10 protein-coding genes are annotated in these 15,797 nt (G+C 66.3%); all 10 read right to left on the bottom strand.

Annotated features, from left to right (window positions below):
• Positions 1-2: 2 nt before the first annotated feature.
• The 10 genes from BLS56_RS23920 to BLS56_RS23875 are packed head-to-tail and all read right to left on the bottom strand — an operon-like array spanning position 3 to position 15,794.
• Positions 3-1,142, bottom strand: coding sequence for a hypothetical protein (locus BLS56_RS23920; RefSeq protein ID WP_091455116.1), 1,140 nt, complete (start codon positions 1,140-1,142; stop codon positions 3-5).
• Positions 1,139-2,047 (bottom strand): hypothetical protein, encoded by a 909-nt coding sequence (locus tag BLS56_RS23915; RefSeq protein WP_091455113.1) that lies wholly within the window; start codon positions 2,045-2,047, stop codon positions 1,139-1,141. The genes BLS56_RS23920 and BLS56_RS23915 overlap by 4 nt, the downstream gene beginning before the upstream one ends.
• Complete coding sequence (locus tag BLS56_RS23910; RefSeq protein ID WP_091455111.1) at positions 2,044-6,123, bottom strand: hypothetical protein; 4,080 nt, start codon at positions 6,121-6,123, stop codon at positions 2,044-2,046. The genes BLS56_RS23915 and BLS56_RS23910 overlap by 4 nt, the downstream gene beginning before the upstream one ends.
• Positions 6,120-7,295, bottom strand: coding sequence for a hypothetical protein (locus BLS56_RS23905; protein WP_091455109.1), 1,176 nt, complete (start codon positions 7,293-7,295; stop codon positions 6,120-6,122). Before BLS56_RS23905 ends, BLS56_RS23910 begins: the two co-directional genes overlap by 4 nt.
• Entirely contained in the window at positions 7,292-9,559 is a 2,268-nt protein-coding gene (locus BLS56_RS23900) for an EVE domain-containing protein (protein ID WP_091455107.1), read from the bottom strand. Before BLS56_RS23900 ends, BLS56_RS23905 begins: the two co-directional genes overlap by 4 nt.
• Positions 9,556-10,782 carry a hypothetical protein gene (locus tag BLS56_RS23895; RefSeq protein WP_091455105.1) on the bottom strand — a complete coding sequence of 409 codons (1,227 nt, stop codon included), beginning with the start codon at positions 10,780-10,782 and terminating at the stop codon, positions 9,556-9,558. Before BLS56_RS23895 ends, BLS56_RS23900 begins: the two co-directional genes overlap by 4 nt.
• A complete protein-coding gene (locus BLS56_RS23890) occupies positions 10,779-11,915 on the bottom strand; it encodes a serine/threonine-protein kinase (protein WP_175483009.1) in 1,137 nt (378 codons plus the stop codon). The genes BLS56_RS23895 and BLS56_RS23890 overlap by 4 nt, the downstream gene beginning before the upstream one ends.
• Positions 11,912-12,370 (bottom strand): hypothetical protein, encoded by a 459-nt coding sequence (locus BLS56_RS23885; protein ID WP_091455099.1) that lies wholly within the window; start codon positions 12,368-12,370, stop codon positions 11,912-11,914. The genes BLS56_RS23890 and BLS56_RS23885 overlap by 4 nt, the downstream gene beginning before the upstream one ends.
• A complete protein-coding gene (locus BLS56_RS23880; protein WP_091455096.1) occupies positions 12,367-13,803 on the bottom strand; it encodes a restriction endonuclease subunit S domain-containing protein in 1,437 nt (478 codons plus the stop codon). The genes BLS56_RS23885 and BLS56_RS23880 overlap by 4 nt, the downstream gene beginning before the upstream one ends.
• Positions 13,800-15,794, bottom strand: coding sequence for an HsdM family class I SAM-dependent methyltransferase (locus BLS56_RS23875; RefSeq protein WP_091455093.1), 1,995 nt, complete (start codon positions 15,792-15,794; stop codon positions 13,800-13,802). Before BLS56_RS23875 ends, BLS56_RS23880 begins: the two co-directional genes overlap by 4 nt.
• Between the last annotated feature and the right edge of the window lie 3 nt (positions 15,795-15,797).

The raw sequence follows: 15,797 nt of genomic DNA, 5'->3' as shown, positions 1-15,797 counted from the left end.
GCTCACTCCTCATCCAGGGTGTCGACGCCCTCGAGCCAGGCTCGATCAACGGCACGCTCCTTGAGCATGCCCAGGGCCGAACGAAGGTAGTTGGACAGGACCTCGCGCGGCATTATCACGAGCTGCTCGGCGTACCAGAGCGGCAGTGGCTTCATTCGCGGGTTGTCGTTCAGTGTCAGGAAGGCGGTGATGCTGGCTAGCCTGTCGAGGGCTTCGGAGTCCCACTGCCCCGGAGCACCGACGGTCTCGATCTTCCAGATCGGCGTTCGGAGGCCGACCTGGATGTGGAAGCCGATGAGCCCGTGGTTCGCGACCGTCCGAGGCTCGAAGCGCTTCATCTGGCGCCCCAGCGCTTCGTAGTAGTAGGCGGCCGTTCGATGCCCTGCGCGCAGGGCACCACGGAGGAAGCGGAGAACACCGACTCGCCGCAGCTGCACCCACTCGCTTTGCACGAGGTCCAGAGCTTCGCTGCCGATCGCCTCGGGGGAACCCGCGTGTCCCTTCTCACGGAGCGCGTTCAAGACGGCGGCGTTGAGGTCGCGGCGCGACTGAAGCGAGACGAGGAACGGACCGTTCGGGTCGTTCGGGTAGATGGACGGCAGGAACCGCTGCCAGAACGCTTCCATCACCTCGATCAGCTCGCGCCACTCCTCCTCGACGTCGGGCTCGGCGAGGCTGAGACTCTGCTCTGCACGCGGGACAAGGAGCGGGATGTCGACGAAGATGACATCCGGTTTCGTATCCGAATCCAGCAGGTCCGTCAGAAGCTGGTAGACGAGGATGTACTCCTTCCATGCAAGTCGCTCGGACGCGTCCAGGAAGTTCATGTCATTGATGTCGACGCGGCTGTCCTGGAAGCCCTCCGTCGCCTGGTTGCAAGACACGACGATGTCGTGGCGAAGCGCCGCGGCTCCATAGAGAATGCCGCCCAGGGCGGGTATGCTCCGGCTTTTGGAGGAAACTCCGACGGCGTAGACGCGATCGAACCGGCGTGACTCGACGCTGCGGATGATGCCGCCACGCACGAAGAGCGGGGCCTTCGAGTCGATGTACCGCATCTTGTTGGCCATCTTCCCGACGGTGCCGGGAAGCCGCAGGCTCATTGCCGCGGCGAGTGCGCGAGCCAGCTCGATACTCTTCATGTCGTCGTCTCCTCTGAGGCGAGCAGGGCCCCAAGCTCTCGCAGGTACGGGTGCATCCCGCGCTGCTCGAGAAACCGGACGAGAGCCCCGCGATCGCTCGGTGCCGACGCGTCGAAGGCCGCGAGCCCCTGACGCGTGAGCTCCTCGAGGGCTCGACCGACGTCGTTGGCGCTCAGGTCCACGCCAAGGAGCGCCCCGGCTCGAGATCGCAGGAGCTCCGCTGTCTGTGGGCCGCCGGCCGCAAGGAGCAGCGCGACGGGGACGAGCCCCCCTTCGCCGACTGCCTCGGCCTTCGGCGGGCTCGACGGCTGCCGTGCGATCTCCCTAGCCTCCGCTGTGACCGACGGAGTCCACGACAAGAGGTGTCCAAGCAGGCTCTGGCGATGCGCCTCGTTGGTGAGCGCCGTGTAGGTGAGCAATTGGAGCGCAGAGAAGAACACCGGACCTGCGGTGTTGGTTGCTTGGTACCGGAGGAGCACGGGCTTGTTCTGGGCATCCACAGCGAGCACGCCTGCGCCGAGCACCGTGTCGAAGAAGTAATCCGACCGGACGTTCACCTCTCCGCCGAGAACCTCCTCGAGCGCACCGTCGGTGATGCGAGCAGTCGAGTTCGCGGAGCGGCGTCGGGCTCCCAGCTGGACCGGCGTCTCGAAGTAGCGGCCGAGGTCCAGATCCGTGAACGGCGGCACGACGATGACGGCGACCCGCGCCCGCGCGAGCGCGGACGATAGCTTGCGCATGGCGATGAGGCGCTCGGCACCCAGCAGCCCCCCGACGACGACGAGCGGAGGCCCCGACGGATCAGCCAGGAGCCGATCCATGGGAACGCTGTCGACCTCTGCCGTCTGCGAGAGGACGCCGACCTCGAACAGGTCAGCCTGTGCTTCGACGATGCGCGCGTTCACCGGAGCTCTAGCTTCGAGCGGATGAGCTTCATCTCCTTGAGCTCGCGAATCGCGTCGGCGTGGTCCGGGTGTCGGTCTTCGTCGTAGGTGCTGGCCTCCAGGTCGCCGGAGATGTCGACCCACAGACCGAAGTGGACGTCCTTGCCAGCGCCCTCAAAGAAACGTGCGCCATCCTGGGAGACCTGGCCGTTGAACGCCTCGTAGCGCGCCTTCGTGGTCCCGAAGGTTGCAGCTGGCGTCGGCTCCTCCTTGGCCGGCTTTCCGTTCGACTTCAGGACCCGGTTGAGCGCGCGCAGCTCCTTCTGCCGGATCACCCGCCGGAGTTCCGTCTTGAGCTCGTCGAGCTTCTCTGTGACCTGCTGGGGGAGCCCCTGGACTGCTTGCGTGGTCGCGACGACCTCGGTCTCCAGGCTCTTCAAGAGCTCGGTCTCCGGCACTTGATCGATCAGCGATTGCACCTGCTGCTTCAGGCCTTCCTCCACGAGGCCGCGGAACTTCTGGACCTCGAGCTTGAGCGGGTTGAGCGAGTCCTGCACCGGTTGCGGAGCGTCGGCCGTGAAGTCGCCCAGCGACTGCCACGCGGAGGCGGCGGCCTTGTAGTCCTTGACCGCCTTCGCCCACTGCTCATGGAGCTCCTTGAACCGCGCGAAGAAGCTACCGGGTCGCTCCTTGCTGATCAGATCCTTCAGCGCGTCCATGCGCTTCCACGCGTGTTCGTACTGCGAGTTAACCAGGTACTGGTCGATCATCAGCGTGTACGACGCGACCGGGATTGTCGCCATCCGCGTCTGCGTGCCTGCCGCGGCGGGCCCTTTCACCGCGTTCTCGAGCTCCGACTTGATGGCCTTGAGCGGCAGCGTGACCGGGGCGATGGGGAACGGGTGGCCCTCGGCCTCATCGAGCGTGGCCGCCTCGCCCAGAAGATGGTCGATCTCCTCGATCATCTCGTCCCGAGTCTCCAGGAACGTCTTCTTCAGCCATGCCAGGAAGGCGACGCGCTCCCACAGCGAGAGCGTCGAATACCAGTTCTCGTAGGACGGGATTCGCGCCGGCGAGCAGTCGAAGTGGAGCGTCGTCTCGCCGATCTCAAGCGGGCACACACCGAGGATGCGCTCCTCGATATCGAGGACCTGAGCGACGACCGTCTTGAGCGATTCCTCGGTCAGGCTGTCGATGTCGGCGGTCAGGTGGTCCGAACTCACCTGCTGGATCTGCTTTTCCGCCGTCACCAGCTGCTGCTTGGCCGTGGGGTAGTTGTTGTCCAGCAGGATGTTGGCCTGCGTGGGGAACAGGTCGCGGAGTGTCTTGATCGAGTCCTTGCACTCCCCCTCGAGCCAGGTCGACGCCGACTGGCGGCGGCTCTCGAGCATTGTCCGGTCGACGGCCTTGTAGAGGTCGTTCGTCTTGCGGACGAGTCCGATGCCGATGAGCACCTCGAGGATCTGCTCGAGCTGCTGCGGTGCCTTCATCTCGCGGTCGGGCACCGCGAAAAAGAAGCTGTTGGCGAGCTTGCTCACCGCCGACTGCGTCTTGAGCTCTTGGAGGAGCGCGAAGAAGCACCGGGGCACCTTTGGATGCAGGCTGCCGTCGGTCGTCAGCACGCCGAGGAGGTCGCCGTACTTCCACGCGGCAGGTGCATCGATGTTCTTCTTCGCCGCCTGCCGGCAGTTTTCAAACTCCACGTTGTTCAGGGGTCCGCTGGCCGTGTCGACGGCTGCATCGAGCGAGCAGTCCTTCGCCAACATGTGGCGGTAGCCCTTCGCGAAATCGGCCGTGTTGTTGCCGGTCTTGCGGCTCCAGATGGGCGCGAGGAGATAGCCGGTCTTGCGGAGGCCGTTTGCCCACTCCCGGCTCTTCGCTTGCCACTCGTCGCGGTAGGAACCCTCGAGCCCCTTCGCGACTTTGCTCAGGCGTGCCTCGTGGGCGTTGTAGGCGGAGCCCCGGCCCGAGTACTTGAGAAGAAACTCCTCCTCCTGCGACACGAGGCGCCGCGTCAGTACGCAGCGGCGAAGGGCTGGCGACGCATCGAGCTGCTGCTCGAACGAGGCCACATCCGCGCCTGCCGGGAACAGGACGAGGATCGGGTGGACCCGCTCGAGGCCGATGTAGGCGCGTAGCTTGTCGAGGGTCTCCTGCGCGTCCAGGCAGTACACGACCGTGCACCGGCCATCCGGCGTGACCCGAAGCCCGTCGAGCGACGGCGAGCTGAACGCGGAGGTGAGCGCCTTGTGTGGAACGTCCTTGAGCCCCGAGATCTGCCTGGTTTCCTCATCCTTGAGGTGGTCGTCGAGGAGCTTTGCGAGGCCGAGGCAGATCGCTGTCCCGCGCTTCGCCTTCGTCTGGCTGACGCCGCGGACGTACTCATCGAGCGAAGCCTCGTACTTGCCGTCCCTGAAGAAGCGAACGTTCTCAGCCGCCGAGATCAGGAGCTTGTTGAACTCGCGCCAGAGCCGGAACGACATCCCGATGAACCGGGTCCCATCGACCCGGTACTCCGGCTTCGAGAAGATGCGATGGAGCGACTCGGCCGCGAACTCGATGCCCTCTCGCGGGTAGAGCGCCGCCAGCTGCTCGCCCCATTGCTCGAGGTCGGCGTAGACGACGAAGTCACCAGCGGCGCCCGGCGCTCCCCCGACCGCAACGGAGAACGCGCGCAAGGCCTCGAGCAGCCCGACGACGGACACCTCGCAGTTCGGGGTGAAGTATGTGTCCGTCTTCCCTTCCTTCGCCTTGAAGCCGAACTCGGGACGGGTCAGCTCGTTCGCGAGCGCGCGCTCGTCGATGTGAACCTGAGAGAGCTCCGCGAAGGTGTGTCCGCGGCCCGCGACCTCGTGGGCGAGCAGGGCATCGGCCATCTCCTCGGTCAACGCCGCCTTCGCCACCCCGCCGACCGGAGCCGGCAGCTGGCTGTACACGAGCCGCTCCAGCTCCTGCTTGGGGACCCCGGTCACCTCGCCGAGCAGGGGCAGGACGGCGTCGTCGTTGAAGATGTGCTTGGCACGGGCATCCGTCCTGGCGAAGTCCCTCAGGAGCTCCCACGCGCTCGAGCCGTCGCCGCGCTCCACGTGCCGGGCGTACGTCTCGTGGATGGACGCCATGATCACGTTCAGCCAGCCGAAATTCCGGTTGGCCGAAAGGAACGCGCCCTCGAGCGTCCCCACGGGGTAGTCGACGGCGTGCGGGTCGACCAGGCTGCCCTTGATGTGGTCGACGTAGCTCTGCACGTCGGTCAGTTGGTTCGGCTCGATCGTGACTGAGCTCGCTCGGCGCAGGTTCGGACCGATATGGATCTGGTCGCGCATGCCCACGCTGCACAGCAGCAGAAAGTTCACGTCCGGATGCTGGTTCCGCCAGTTCTCGTGCTTGATGACTTCTGAGACCATCAGGAGGTACTCGTCGTCGACCTTGGTTTGCGTGTCCTCGCGAAGGCCCCGCTTCAGGTCACCGGGCGTCTCGACCTCGTCGACGATAATCCAGAGGTGGTTCAGGCCAGCATCACGCAAGACCTTCTTCGCATCGCGAAGCCGGTCCTCGAACGACCGCGTGTCGTCGTCGACGAGCGAGAGCGCCTTAAGGTTCACGCCCTTGGCCTGCATCGCAGCCTTGAGGTCCTCGTAGAGGTCCTGCGGCCCGCCAGCGGCAGGGTCGGCGTGCAACGTGTGTCGCAGGGCTTCGACCGCCAGCCGAGCCACCCACGTCGCAGCGTCGAGCTCGTCGTCGCACACTGTGCTGTAGCGGATGTAGAGCGGCAGGACCCCATCCTGCAGCGCAGGCTCGAGCACGCGCGGCTTCTTGTCGGCCTGATGGAAGGGCGGGATGACGTACTCGTTCTTGTTGAGTAGCCACCGGTCAACGCGACTCGTCGCTTCCGCAATGAGCTCGTAGCCAAGCCGTGTCTTGCCCAGACCCCAGTCGCCGAACGCGATGAAGAAGCCTGCGATGTCGTTCGCGGCACCGTCCCAGAAGGACCGGCGGAACTGGTGGAGTGCGTTGAACACCTGGTTCTGACCCACCATCGAGAAGGAAGGTGGATAGAGCGCGACTCCCTTGGCGGCCCACGGCTTGGTGATGGTCATCGGTCTTCTCCCTGCATCTCCCTGGAGCAACCCGCGGGGGTTTGCTCCGCAGTCTCGACGTTCATGGTCTTGTGGACGGCCGTGAACTCGATACGGACGCGACGTGCGTCGGGTTCGCCGAACAGCCCTCGTCCCATGCGGGGCTGTCCTGGGTGGCGGTCGAGCAATCGCAGCTTCTCGTGGTACATCACCGTCCGGATGTAGCTGTCGAGGACGACGGCTCGATCCTCATCCGGCACCTGAAGGAGCTCGCCGAAGCGCTCGCCGAGCTGACTCACGATGAGAAAGCCCTCGGCGTCCGCGCAATCGCGAAGCGCCCGCGCGAACGCCTCGTCGTCGGTCAGCCGCACAGGCGCTGCTCCCTCGAACCCGAGCTCGACGAGGCTCTCCACCGCCAGCGCACCAGCGAGTTCACCGGCGTCCAGGCCCCAGGTCGAGGGACCACCATCGAAGGCTCGGATGTGGAAGAACACGGCCAGGGCCTTCTTGAGCGCGGTCGGCAGGTCGTTCGTCGAGGGTGTTCCACCCTGGACGCCCTCCCACACAACCGCTGCGGTTTCGCCCAGAGCCGATAGGTCAGCGCGCCAACGCGGCCCGAGGGCGAGCTCGGCGTTGTCGCGCAGCAGCGTGTTGAAGCCGTCGCAGTTGCGCTGTGCGATCTCGAGGACATCGCCCTCGGGTGACGTGAGGGACAACGCACCCGTGGGGATACCGCACGGCGCCTCGACTCCCAGCTGCCAGCCCGTAAGACAAAGCCCGATCACCAAGCGCGTGCGAGGGTCACGTCGAAGCAGCTGCTTCGCGAGGGCACGAGCCCAGTCGACGTCAGCGTCCGCCTCGCGAAACGCCTTCCCCAGCTCGACACCTTCCGCGGTGGCCCGGAGGCCCTTGTCGACCCGCTCGAAGAGGCTGATCCCGTTGATGCGGTAGCGGGCGCCGCTGCGCTCCATCCCGTACGTGTTGATGACGCCGTCGGTCCCCTTGCCGCGCGGCGCCCCACCCTGGAACTCCATGGTGGGGGCGATGTCGAAGACCACGCGTTCGAGATCGACCCGCGAGTAGACGCGGCCTGGCTCGGCCCGCGCCGCCGCCTCCGGGTACTCCTGGATGCGAGCCGCCTCGCTCCATAGAAACAGCTTGGGGAGCGCGATGCGCACCAACGGCGTGTTCATGCCTGCCCTCCGTGGAGAGCCGCCAGGAACTGCGACAGGCGAACGCGGTAGGGCTTTTCGCCCCGGTTCTGCAGGTGTCCCGGATGAGCCTTGATCTTGGATTGGTAATCGTCGGTCAGACGCAGGACGTCGCCGTCGCGCTTGAACACATCGAGCAGCTCGAGGTTCTTCAGCATCACGTGTATAGCGCCCGCCCAGAGCGAATCCTGGGTGCTGGACCCCACCGGCCAGTAGCCGACCTGCTTGAGCATCGAGCGGACGTGGCGCCATAGAGGGCCCCGCCCGGCGCCGTCGAGCTCGAGATGCGCCACACCCCCACCGAAGTGGATCAGCGCCGCCACATCGCCCGCCAGGCTGGCGAACAGGCGGTGCACCTCGAACTGAAGGAGCGCCGCCGCGACGGGGTGTTGGAGGAGTCGCTCTGCGGCGGCCTCGCGACCGAGCGCGGCGGCAGGCTCCCACTCGCCGTGGTGGCAGAGCGGTAGGCCGGCGACGACGTAGCTCCGGGCGATCACGTCGGTGCGCTCCATCTCGCCCATCAGCACCCGGCCGTCGTCGGCCACGAGCAGCTCCACGGTGCTGAGGAGCAACGGGCGCTTCCAGCTTCGACGGAGCTGCGTGCTGAGCGGCCCCTCCGACGACTTCGACGCCGCGTCGGCGCTCCAGGACTGCTGCTCCGAAAGGAACTCGGGCTCTCGAATCAGGTCCCCGATCACCTTCGGCGGAAGCTGAGTGAACAGGTCGAGTCGCTCCGAGGCCGCCACGTCGCGCGGCTCGCGGATGGGCACGCTCAGGTAGGCGTGCGTCTTCTGATCGCCGCCGTGGGGCTGCGTCGGGTGCCAACGTCCGAACCGTGCCCAGACGTGCTCCTCGAGCTCCGGAATCGGCTCCGAGGCGTGTCGCCGGAGATGCTCGCCCATGAAGTGCGCCGCGAGCCGGGTGGTGAACGCGGACGGGCCCGCGTCTCCGTCGATGAGGTGAAGGAAGAGCGGGGTGACCACGTGTGCCTCGGGACGACGCGCCAGCAGCGAGTCGAGCCAGTCGCTCAGGTGCGCCTCATGCAGCCCGAGGTCTTCCAGATCACCCGGTGTGAGCTCGCCGAGGGTGGCGAGATGCGCGAGTAGCCGACGATTGCGGTCGAGGGGTGAGACCTGCTTCGCCTTCGTCGACGTCTTGGCCTTCGAGCCCTTCGGCGCGTCAGGCTTGTCGTGGATCGGCGGGGGATCGTCGCCCGGTCGGTAGAGGCGAAGGCGCGCCCAGTCGTCGTCGACGCGGAAGAGGAGGTCGTGCTCTGGCGTCGCGTTGTAGTGGACGCGACTGCGGAAGTTAGTCGTGTACTTCTCGATGTGGCACTGAACGGTGATCGGTTTGAAGAGCGGGTAGTTCGCTGCGAACCAGCTTGTGATCTCGTTCCGGGGGTGCTCCTCTCCATCGGCGAACGTCTCGGCGACGAAGCGCTCGAGCAGCTCGTTGCAGCTCTCGTCATAAATCTTGCCGGCCCTGGCCCGCTTCGTCGCCCACGCGAGGACCTCACGCGCCGGCTCGTGGGTCTCCTCGGTAGGCAGGAGCGGTCGCAACAGCTCCCACGCGTCAGCGTCGACGGGGAAGTTGGTGCCGTTCGGCTGTCGGAGGATCATCAGGTTGGCCAGCCCCTCCGTGGCCGTGATGGTGGTCTTGAGGAGCGGGTTGCCGAGGAACCGCTTCTCAATCGCGAGCACGACGCGGGGCTCGGTCGTGGCTCCGCGGCTCGGATCCGCCCAGAATGCTGCATCGTCGCCATCGGACTTCCGATCCGCGACGCCCTCCACGACACGAGCCTGGGCGTAGATGCCCGCGTGATTGCCCGACACCCAGAGCAGGACGATGTCGCCGACGTGGATGCGGTCCTTGTATCGGTTGGTCAGAAACTGCATCCGGTCGAGGTGCTGGAGGGCCTCGAGGATCCGGTAGAACTTGGGATTGGCCTGGAAGATCCAGACCCTTGGTCCCTTCACGTCGGGCACGGCAGCGACCTCGGCCGAGGTGACCTCAGCGATGGCGCCTTCGACGAGCTCGATCATTCCCTTGTCACCTCGAAGGAAACGGGGGTCCTGCGTCATGTCTCGATGCAGCGAAAACCACGGCGTCTTGCGATCGTCACTCACGGCGAACTCGTCCGAATGGAGCTCCGCCAGCGCCGCCCGTACCTCGTCCCGGTAGTGGAAGGCCCGCCGCGGCTGGCTGCGCATCCAGTCGAATGCCAGATCGATCTTGCGAGGCCTCATGCGGCACCTCCCTCCGATGCGCGAAGCGCGAGCTCCTCGACCATGCGGCTCTGCAGCTCCTTGCCGGGCCGGAACACGGTGCGCAGGCGCGCCGCCATCAGTGACGACTGGTAGTCGTCGTCGAGCACCAGGAGCTCGTCCTGGTGGCGCAGGATTCGAAGCTCAAGGAGGTTCCGGAGCAGGTTGCCCATGAGCTCGTCGGAGACTCGGCCGTCGACGAGGCCGAAGGGTGCGTAGCCCTGCGCGCGAACGAGGTCGCCGAGCAGCTCGGCCACGCGGCCAACCCCGCGGGAGCCCACGAGCACCGAGACGTCGTGCAGGCCGCCAGACGCGGGCACGTAGAGTTCCACGGTGGGCATCGTCGACGCTAGCGTGCGCCAGGCGCAGATGCCCAGGTGGATCACTGCGGCGTAGAACGGATGCTCCACCACGGCATCACGAAGATGCTCTAGGAGCACTTCGTTGAGCGGCGCATCCTCGTCGAACATGCGCTCGCCACGAGCATCGACGATCGGGGCACCGCTCAGCACGCCGAAGCGCTGCGTGTTCCACGGCCGGGGCACAGAGGCGCTGCCAAGCCCGGAGCCCTCCTCTCGATTGAGCGGCAGCGGACGCAGCACCGCAGCGGTCTCGACGGCGATGGGCGGCGCCACGCAGGCAGGCCCGAAGCGCCGCAGCACGAACTCGAAGAGTCCCTTCGGACGCATGGAGTGTCCGAGTGCGTAGCTATCCCAGCTGGCGAACGGCCGCGAACGCTCGGGAAGGTCGGCCAAGCGGGCCTCGAGCTCCGTGGGCGCGAGATCGACTAGGCGCTTGCCGCCCTCCAGAGGTGCGAGGAAGGCGTTGAGCTCGGCCACCAGCGGCGCGAGGTCGCCTTTCGTCCACTCCTCGAGCTCCATGGTCATGCCCGCGCGGCCGGCATCGACCAGCCCCTCGACGAGGATGCTGAGCAGGTAGGCGCGGTACTCGGGGACCGCGAAGCACAGACGACGTCCGACCTGTTGCGCGTCGCACTCGAGGAGGTGCACGAAGGGTGGCGCCAGGTACCAGGCCACGGGACGACCGTGCTCGTCGTGGACCGCCTCGAGGGCTCCTGCGTTCTCGAACACCGAGACCCACGGCCCAGCGCCGAGGTCCGCAGCCTCGTAAGCCGACACCTCGCCCCACTGGGCAAGATGCTCGAAGAGCACGACCGCGTCGCTCGGGCGGGCGGGGAGACTCATGCCGCAGCCTCCATGACGAGTTGACAGGCCGCTCGTGCGCTGTCGGCCGCGGCCCACCGGCGGAAGTTCGTCGCCGCCTGACGGGAACGCAGGACGACCCACTGTTCCAGCTTCTTCGGATCCTTCCCGATGCTCCAGTCCCAGCCCGACCATCCGTTGGCGGCGTACTGCTCACCGCAGGGAGCCAGCCTCCAGTCGGGCAGCCGGAGCGCCTCGAGATCGCCGATCATCTCGGACGGCGTCTGGTATCGGGCGGCGGGGTCGGGCGCGACCGCCTTGTTGATGATGCGCGCCAGGCTCTTGGGCACGTATGGCTGCATCCGCCCGAAGGCGATCACGCCTTTGCCGGATGCGGCCCGGGCCAGCGCGCGGTCGACCACCTTCTGCCTGTCGAAGTCGTCGACGCCGCCGCCCGATGCCTCCGCCAACCCGCGAAGCTCCTTCCTCGCCTCGCGGTTCAGGTAGGCGTCGTCGTTGTACGGCAGAGGGCCGTGCACCATCTCGAAGAGCACCAGGCCAACCTGGTAGAGGTCCGACCGCAGGTCGTAGCGGCTCGGCGTCGCCCACCCCTCGGCCGGCACGTAGAGCGCGCTGTGGCGCGAGGCGGTCACGCTCGCACTCGCATAAGCCAGTCGAGCGACCGACCCGAAGTCGGTGATCTTCGGCCAGATGCGCCCGTGTCGCTGCGAGATCAGCACGTTCGCCGGCTTGATGTCCCGATGAACGAGGAGCGCCTGGTGAAGCAGCGCGAGCCCGTGGAGTATGCCGATCGCCGTGCAGACGGCCTCCATCATCGGGAGCGGCCCGCAGCTCAGCCGCGAGAGGATGCTGCCGCCGTCGACATACTCCATGGCAACGAGGACGAAGTCGTCGCCGAGGCGCTGTGCGTCGTGGACGCGCACGAGGTTGCTTCCGTTGCCCTCTGTCCTGGTTGCCTCCACGAGCAGACGCGGCTCCGCGAAGAGGTCGCCGCTCGGATCGGGGTAGAGGACCTTCAGGAACACCGGCAGGTCGAGGGGTACGTGATGCGCACGGAAGGCGTACGCGTTCGCGCCCTCAGTGTTCTCCGCCTCGAGCCTGTACTTCCCGGTCGCAGCGATGAGCTGCTGGACGTCCTGAAGGGTCGTGCTCATTCGTCGAGCCCCCACCATGCGACGAGCACCGCGTCTCGCCAGGTCTTCGGCTTGAAGTCCGCGCCGCCGTTCAACACGTCCTCGGGAGAAGCAGACGCGATGGAGGCGAATCGCTTCTCCTGCACGCGGAGAGACTGCGGCGCGACAAGGTCAACGGCCAGCTCGAGCTCAGCGCCCACCAACTGGACGATCCCCTCTGCCTTGACGCGCGAGGCCGACGGCCCTCGGAACTGCGAGGAGCCCGCCTGCAGGACGCAGATGCGCTCGACTCCCTGCTCGGCCAGGAAGGTCGAGAGCAGCCGACGAAGGCTCAGCAGCGCGTGCCCCTCGCATGCGTCGGCGGGCAGCTTCTGTGACGTAGACGGAAGCGGCAGAATCCGGGGTAGGGCCTGGGTGTCATCGAGGAGCGCCCACTTGAGGTCGGTCGAGCTGGGAGCGATGCCGAGGACCTTCATGCGTCGTCCTCCGCTAGCTCCGGGATGTCGTCCGCGGTAGGTGGCTTGAGCGTTTCGGCGAGGATCGCCTGCGCGTCGAGGGTGCCCTCAATCAGCGCTTCGACGTCGGCCTTGGCCTGGTCGACCAGGTCAACCGCGGTCTGCAACAAGGTCGTGCGCCTGAGTTCCCGCGCTCCCAGGCTCTTGCGGGTCCCGGGCTTCGCCCCGGGAATCCAGATCTGCGGCAACACAGACTCCTCGATGGCCGGATAGGCCGAGCCCGTGTTGCACCGCATCAGCTGAGCCGTGGAAGCCGGGTGGCGGAGTACCGCCAACAGGAAGAATGCGTCTGTCTTGCTGACGGCCCGCACAACTGCGAAGCCGGTCGTAGCGACCGCACCATCGAGCGAGTCCGGTACGAGTCCTACCGCACCCCGGTTCGGCCTGACGGTCGAGGCGAGCACGTCGAAGCCACGAAGGAGCTTGCGCGCGCGGCTCGGTGCGTTCTCGACCGGTACTTCGGAGTGGGACACGTGGCCCGTCGAGGAGTCGACGTCGGAGATTTCGATGTAGCGAAACGTGCTCTGGCCGTGGGCTCCCGGTGACCACCGGTCCGAGGAGAGACTCGCGACCTTGCCGAGCTTAACGAAAGCAGGATTCCGGCGCAGCCATTCCGTGAGCGTGATGAAGCGACGCTGGTGGTACCAAGCATCCAGCCGCGAGCCGTCGATCTCCGCGGGCGCGACCATCGTAGTGAGCGACGACAGCGCGGCATGAGGACAGCCCTCATAGAGCGTCGCTAGTTCCGTGCCGAGTTTCTCACGCTCCCGAGAGGCGACAGCGCGACAGCGCTCCGCCAACTCGACCTTCGCGCCGATGTAGTCCTGGATGCGCCGATCGGGAAGCGGCACCTCGACTTCCCTGAGGTCCTCGAGGTGGAGATGGCGGATGACAGCACCCTTGCTGTTGCGTCGGATCTGGAGCTGCCCCAGGCGCGAATTGAGGTAGGCCGAGAGGTACGCCGGGCTGACCCCGCTCGGGCGAATGATTGCGGCGCTCTCGAATACGGCGAACCGGTCGTACGCTCCGCTCGCCAGGCCAGCAGAACCGATGGATCCGCTCTTCGCCACGAGCACGTCGTCGGGTCGGGGCGCACAGTTCCATCGTTCAAGCTGATCGAATTCCGCGGCGCTGACGTACTTGTGACCGCTACCCGCGTCGACGAACCCGTTCCGAATGTTCTTGGCGCTAAGAAACGGGACGCCCGAATCGACGTAGCTCGGCGTCTTGTGGGTCCCGTCTGTAACAAGCGAGGAAATCTCGACCACCTGCCGCATCTTCAGTCCACGGGCCTCAGCGCGGTGATCGAATTCCAGGTACTCGGGTCGGTAGAAGTCCGCGTCGAGACGATGTCGCAGGTCCTTAGCAGTGACCCAAGAGGCGATGCCGCTCATGCGGAACCTCGCTTGAGATAACCCGACACAATCTCGACCAGGTCGTTGCCAAGCGGGTCCGGAACCTCGGCCTTGCCCTTTTTCAGGTACCCCACGTGCTCAGCAACAGCCATGAAGACCGACCCCTGCTTCTCGGCCGGATGCCGCTTCTTCTGCAGATAGAGGAAGCTGGTCTTGGCGCCCGTGCCAGCGATGGAGAAGGTCTCAGTAGGCAGGCTCACGACGGCGCGCACGATCGCCTTTCCGCCGAGGAACTCACCCGTCTCCTCGTCCTTCGTCCCCATCAAGTACTCGCGGATGTAGGCGTCCCCCGAATTGCAGAGGACGCCGTCGGGCACGACGATCAGGAGCCGCCCGCCGGGCTTCAGGAGCTGCAGGTTGCGGTCGATGAACAGCGAGGCCGGGTCGGTCTTGACGAGCTTCTTCCGCTTCGCCCGGTTCCCGGGAGGCCACGACCAACCGAGCTCGAGGCCGCGCTCCTCGTCGCGCATGCGCGCCAGCCCGAGGGGATCGTCGTACTTGCCGGAGCCGAACGGCGGGTTGGTCAGGATGACGTCGAACTTCCCGATGAGCCGGTCGAGGTGCGGGTCCGTGAGCGAGTCGTCGACCTTCAGTAGCTGGCTGTGGTCCTCGCCGTACAGCAGCATGTTGATGCGAGCCTTCTGGATCGAGCCCGCAGCCTGGTCGGCACCGAAGAAGCTGTGACGCTTCATGTCGCCGAGCCACTGCAGCTTGTCGTCGTCGGAATGACCGACGTGCCGGTCGTCGAGCACACGCCGCTTCACCTCGCGCAGCGCGCCGATGGGAAAACGCCCAGTACCGCAACAGATGTCACCGACGAGGAAGGCGGGGAGCGCGGCTTCCTCATCGGTTTGGGGGTTCCAGCGCTCGCGTTGCCCGTCGTCGCCCCGTCGGGCCCAGAGGTCCGCGTCGGGGATGTCGTGAAAGACCATGCGGGCCATGCATTCCACGACCTGGCTAGGCGTCAGGTAGGTCGCGAGCCCTTCGTCGCTCGCGTACTTGCCGCGAAGGAACACGTCGAAGGCCCAGCCGAGCAGGTCCTCGTGGATGAGGTGCGCCCGCATCTCGCGCGCCTTCTCGCCGTTGCCGAGGAGCTCGCGGTCGGGCACGGAGAGCCGGATGGGCTTGCCTTCACGATCGCGAAGCTCGAGGGCCTCAATGGCGAGGGCGAGGACCTCCGGGTTCTCGAGACGCAGCGGCTCGTCGTACGAGAAGATCGTGTGCACCTCGCCGGTGATGTCAGTCGCCTTGTACTGCGGGAGGTTGTTGATCTCACGGAAGGCATCCTTGAGCTGGATGACCGCGTCCTTCTTGTGCTCCCGCACGTGGCCGGCCGAGTAGACGTCGGCGAACCGCTTGCCCTTCGCGGCGCCGCTCGTGAGCACGTAGCCGGGCGCCTTCTCGAGGTGGACCTTGAGGAAGAGCAGCTTGCCGAGCTCGTCGATGGCGGCATTGGTGGGTTTGACGCCGCCGCGCGAGTAGATGGCCTCGTGCAGCTGATCGAACTTGCGCTGGATTGCCCGGAAGCCGCCACGGTGATACTCGGCTGAGACCTCCTGCACGAGCCGGGTGCGGGACTCGGAGATCGGCCGGGCGACGGTCTTCCACTCGTCCCGGGCCGGCAGCGCCGAGACCTGCGCGTCCTTCTCGACGTCGAAGATGAAGTCGTTCTCGCCGTCCCACATCCAGACGAAGCGAAACGGCTTACCGGCGGCGGCGCCGAGGCCGGCCTTGAACTTCGCGTCGTCCTGCACGGCAGGCCGCGAGGCATCGCCGGGCTCGCCGCTGGCGAAGAGGATGACGGGCTCGTCCTCGTCGAGCGCGACGAGCTCGGCGGTCGCCGACATGGACCCGTCGCCGAGCGGATCGAAGAGCGCGAAGTCGTCTTTGATCTGCTGGTAGCCGAGCTGTGAGAGCTTCTCCCGCGCGCCATCGCGGAGCGCGTCTGTGGTGTTCTTCCTCTTGGCCATGGG

The organism is Actinokineospora iranica, assembly GCF_900101685.1.
In the GTDB taxonomy this organism is placed as follows: Bacteria; Actinomycetota; Actinomycetes; order Mycobacteriales; family Pseudonocardiaceae; genus Actinokineospora; species Actinokineospora iranica.
Note: the sequence above shows the minus strand (reverse complement) of the source record. Positions and strands in the feature narration are given on the sequence as shown.

Bases quoted from the DNA above. Each gene is read 5' to 3' on its own strand.
- BLS56_RS23875 (WP_091455093.1), bottom strand. From the start codon at position 15,794: ATGGCCAAGAGGAAGAACACCACAGACGCGCTCCGCGATGGCGCGCGG.
- BLS56_RS23880 (WP_091455096.1), bottom strand. From the start codon at position 13,803: ATGAGCGGCATCGCCTCTTGGGTCACTGCTAAGGACCTGCGACATCGT.
- BLS56_RS23890 (WP_175483009.1), bottom strand. From the start codon at position 11,915: ATGAGCACGACCCTTCAGGACGTCCAGCAGCTCATCGCTGCGACCGGG.
- BLS56_RS23920 (WP_091455116.1), bottom strand. From the start codon at position 1,142: ATGAAGAGTATCGAGCTGGCTCGCGCACTCGCCGCGGCAATGAGCCTG.
- BLS56_RS23905 (WP_091455109.1), bottom strand. From the start codon at position 7,295: ATGAACACGCCGTTGGTGCGCATCGCGCTCCCCAAGCTGTTTCTATGG.
- BLS56_RS23910 (WP_091455111.1), bottom strand. From the start codon at position 6,123: ATGACCATCACCAAGCCGTGGGCCGCCAAGGGAGTCGCGCTCTATCCA.
- BLS56_RS23895 (WP_091455105.1), bottom strand. From the start codon at position 10,782: ATGAGTCTCCCCGCCCGCCCGAGCGACGCGGTCGTGCTCTTCGAGCAT.
- BLS56_RS23885 (WP_091455099.1), bottom strand. From the start codon at position 12,370: ATGAAGGTCCTCGGCATCGCTCCCAGCTCGACCGACCTCAAGTGGGCG.
- BLS56_RS23900 (WP_091455107.1), bottom strand. From the start codon at position 9,559: ATGAGGCCTCGCAAGATCGATCTGGCATTCGACTGGATGCGCAGCCAG.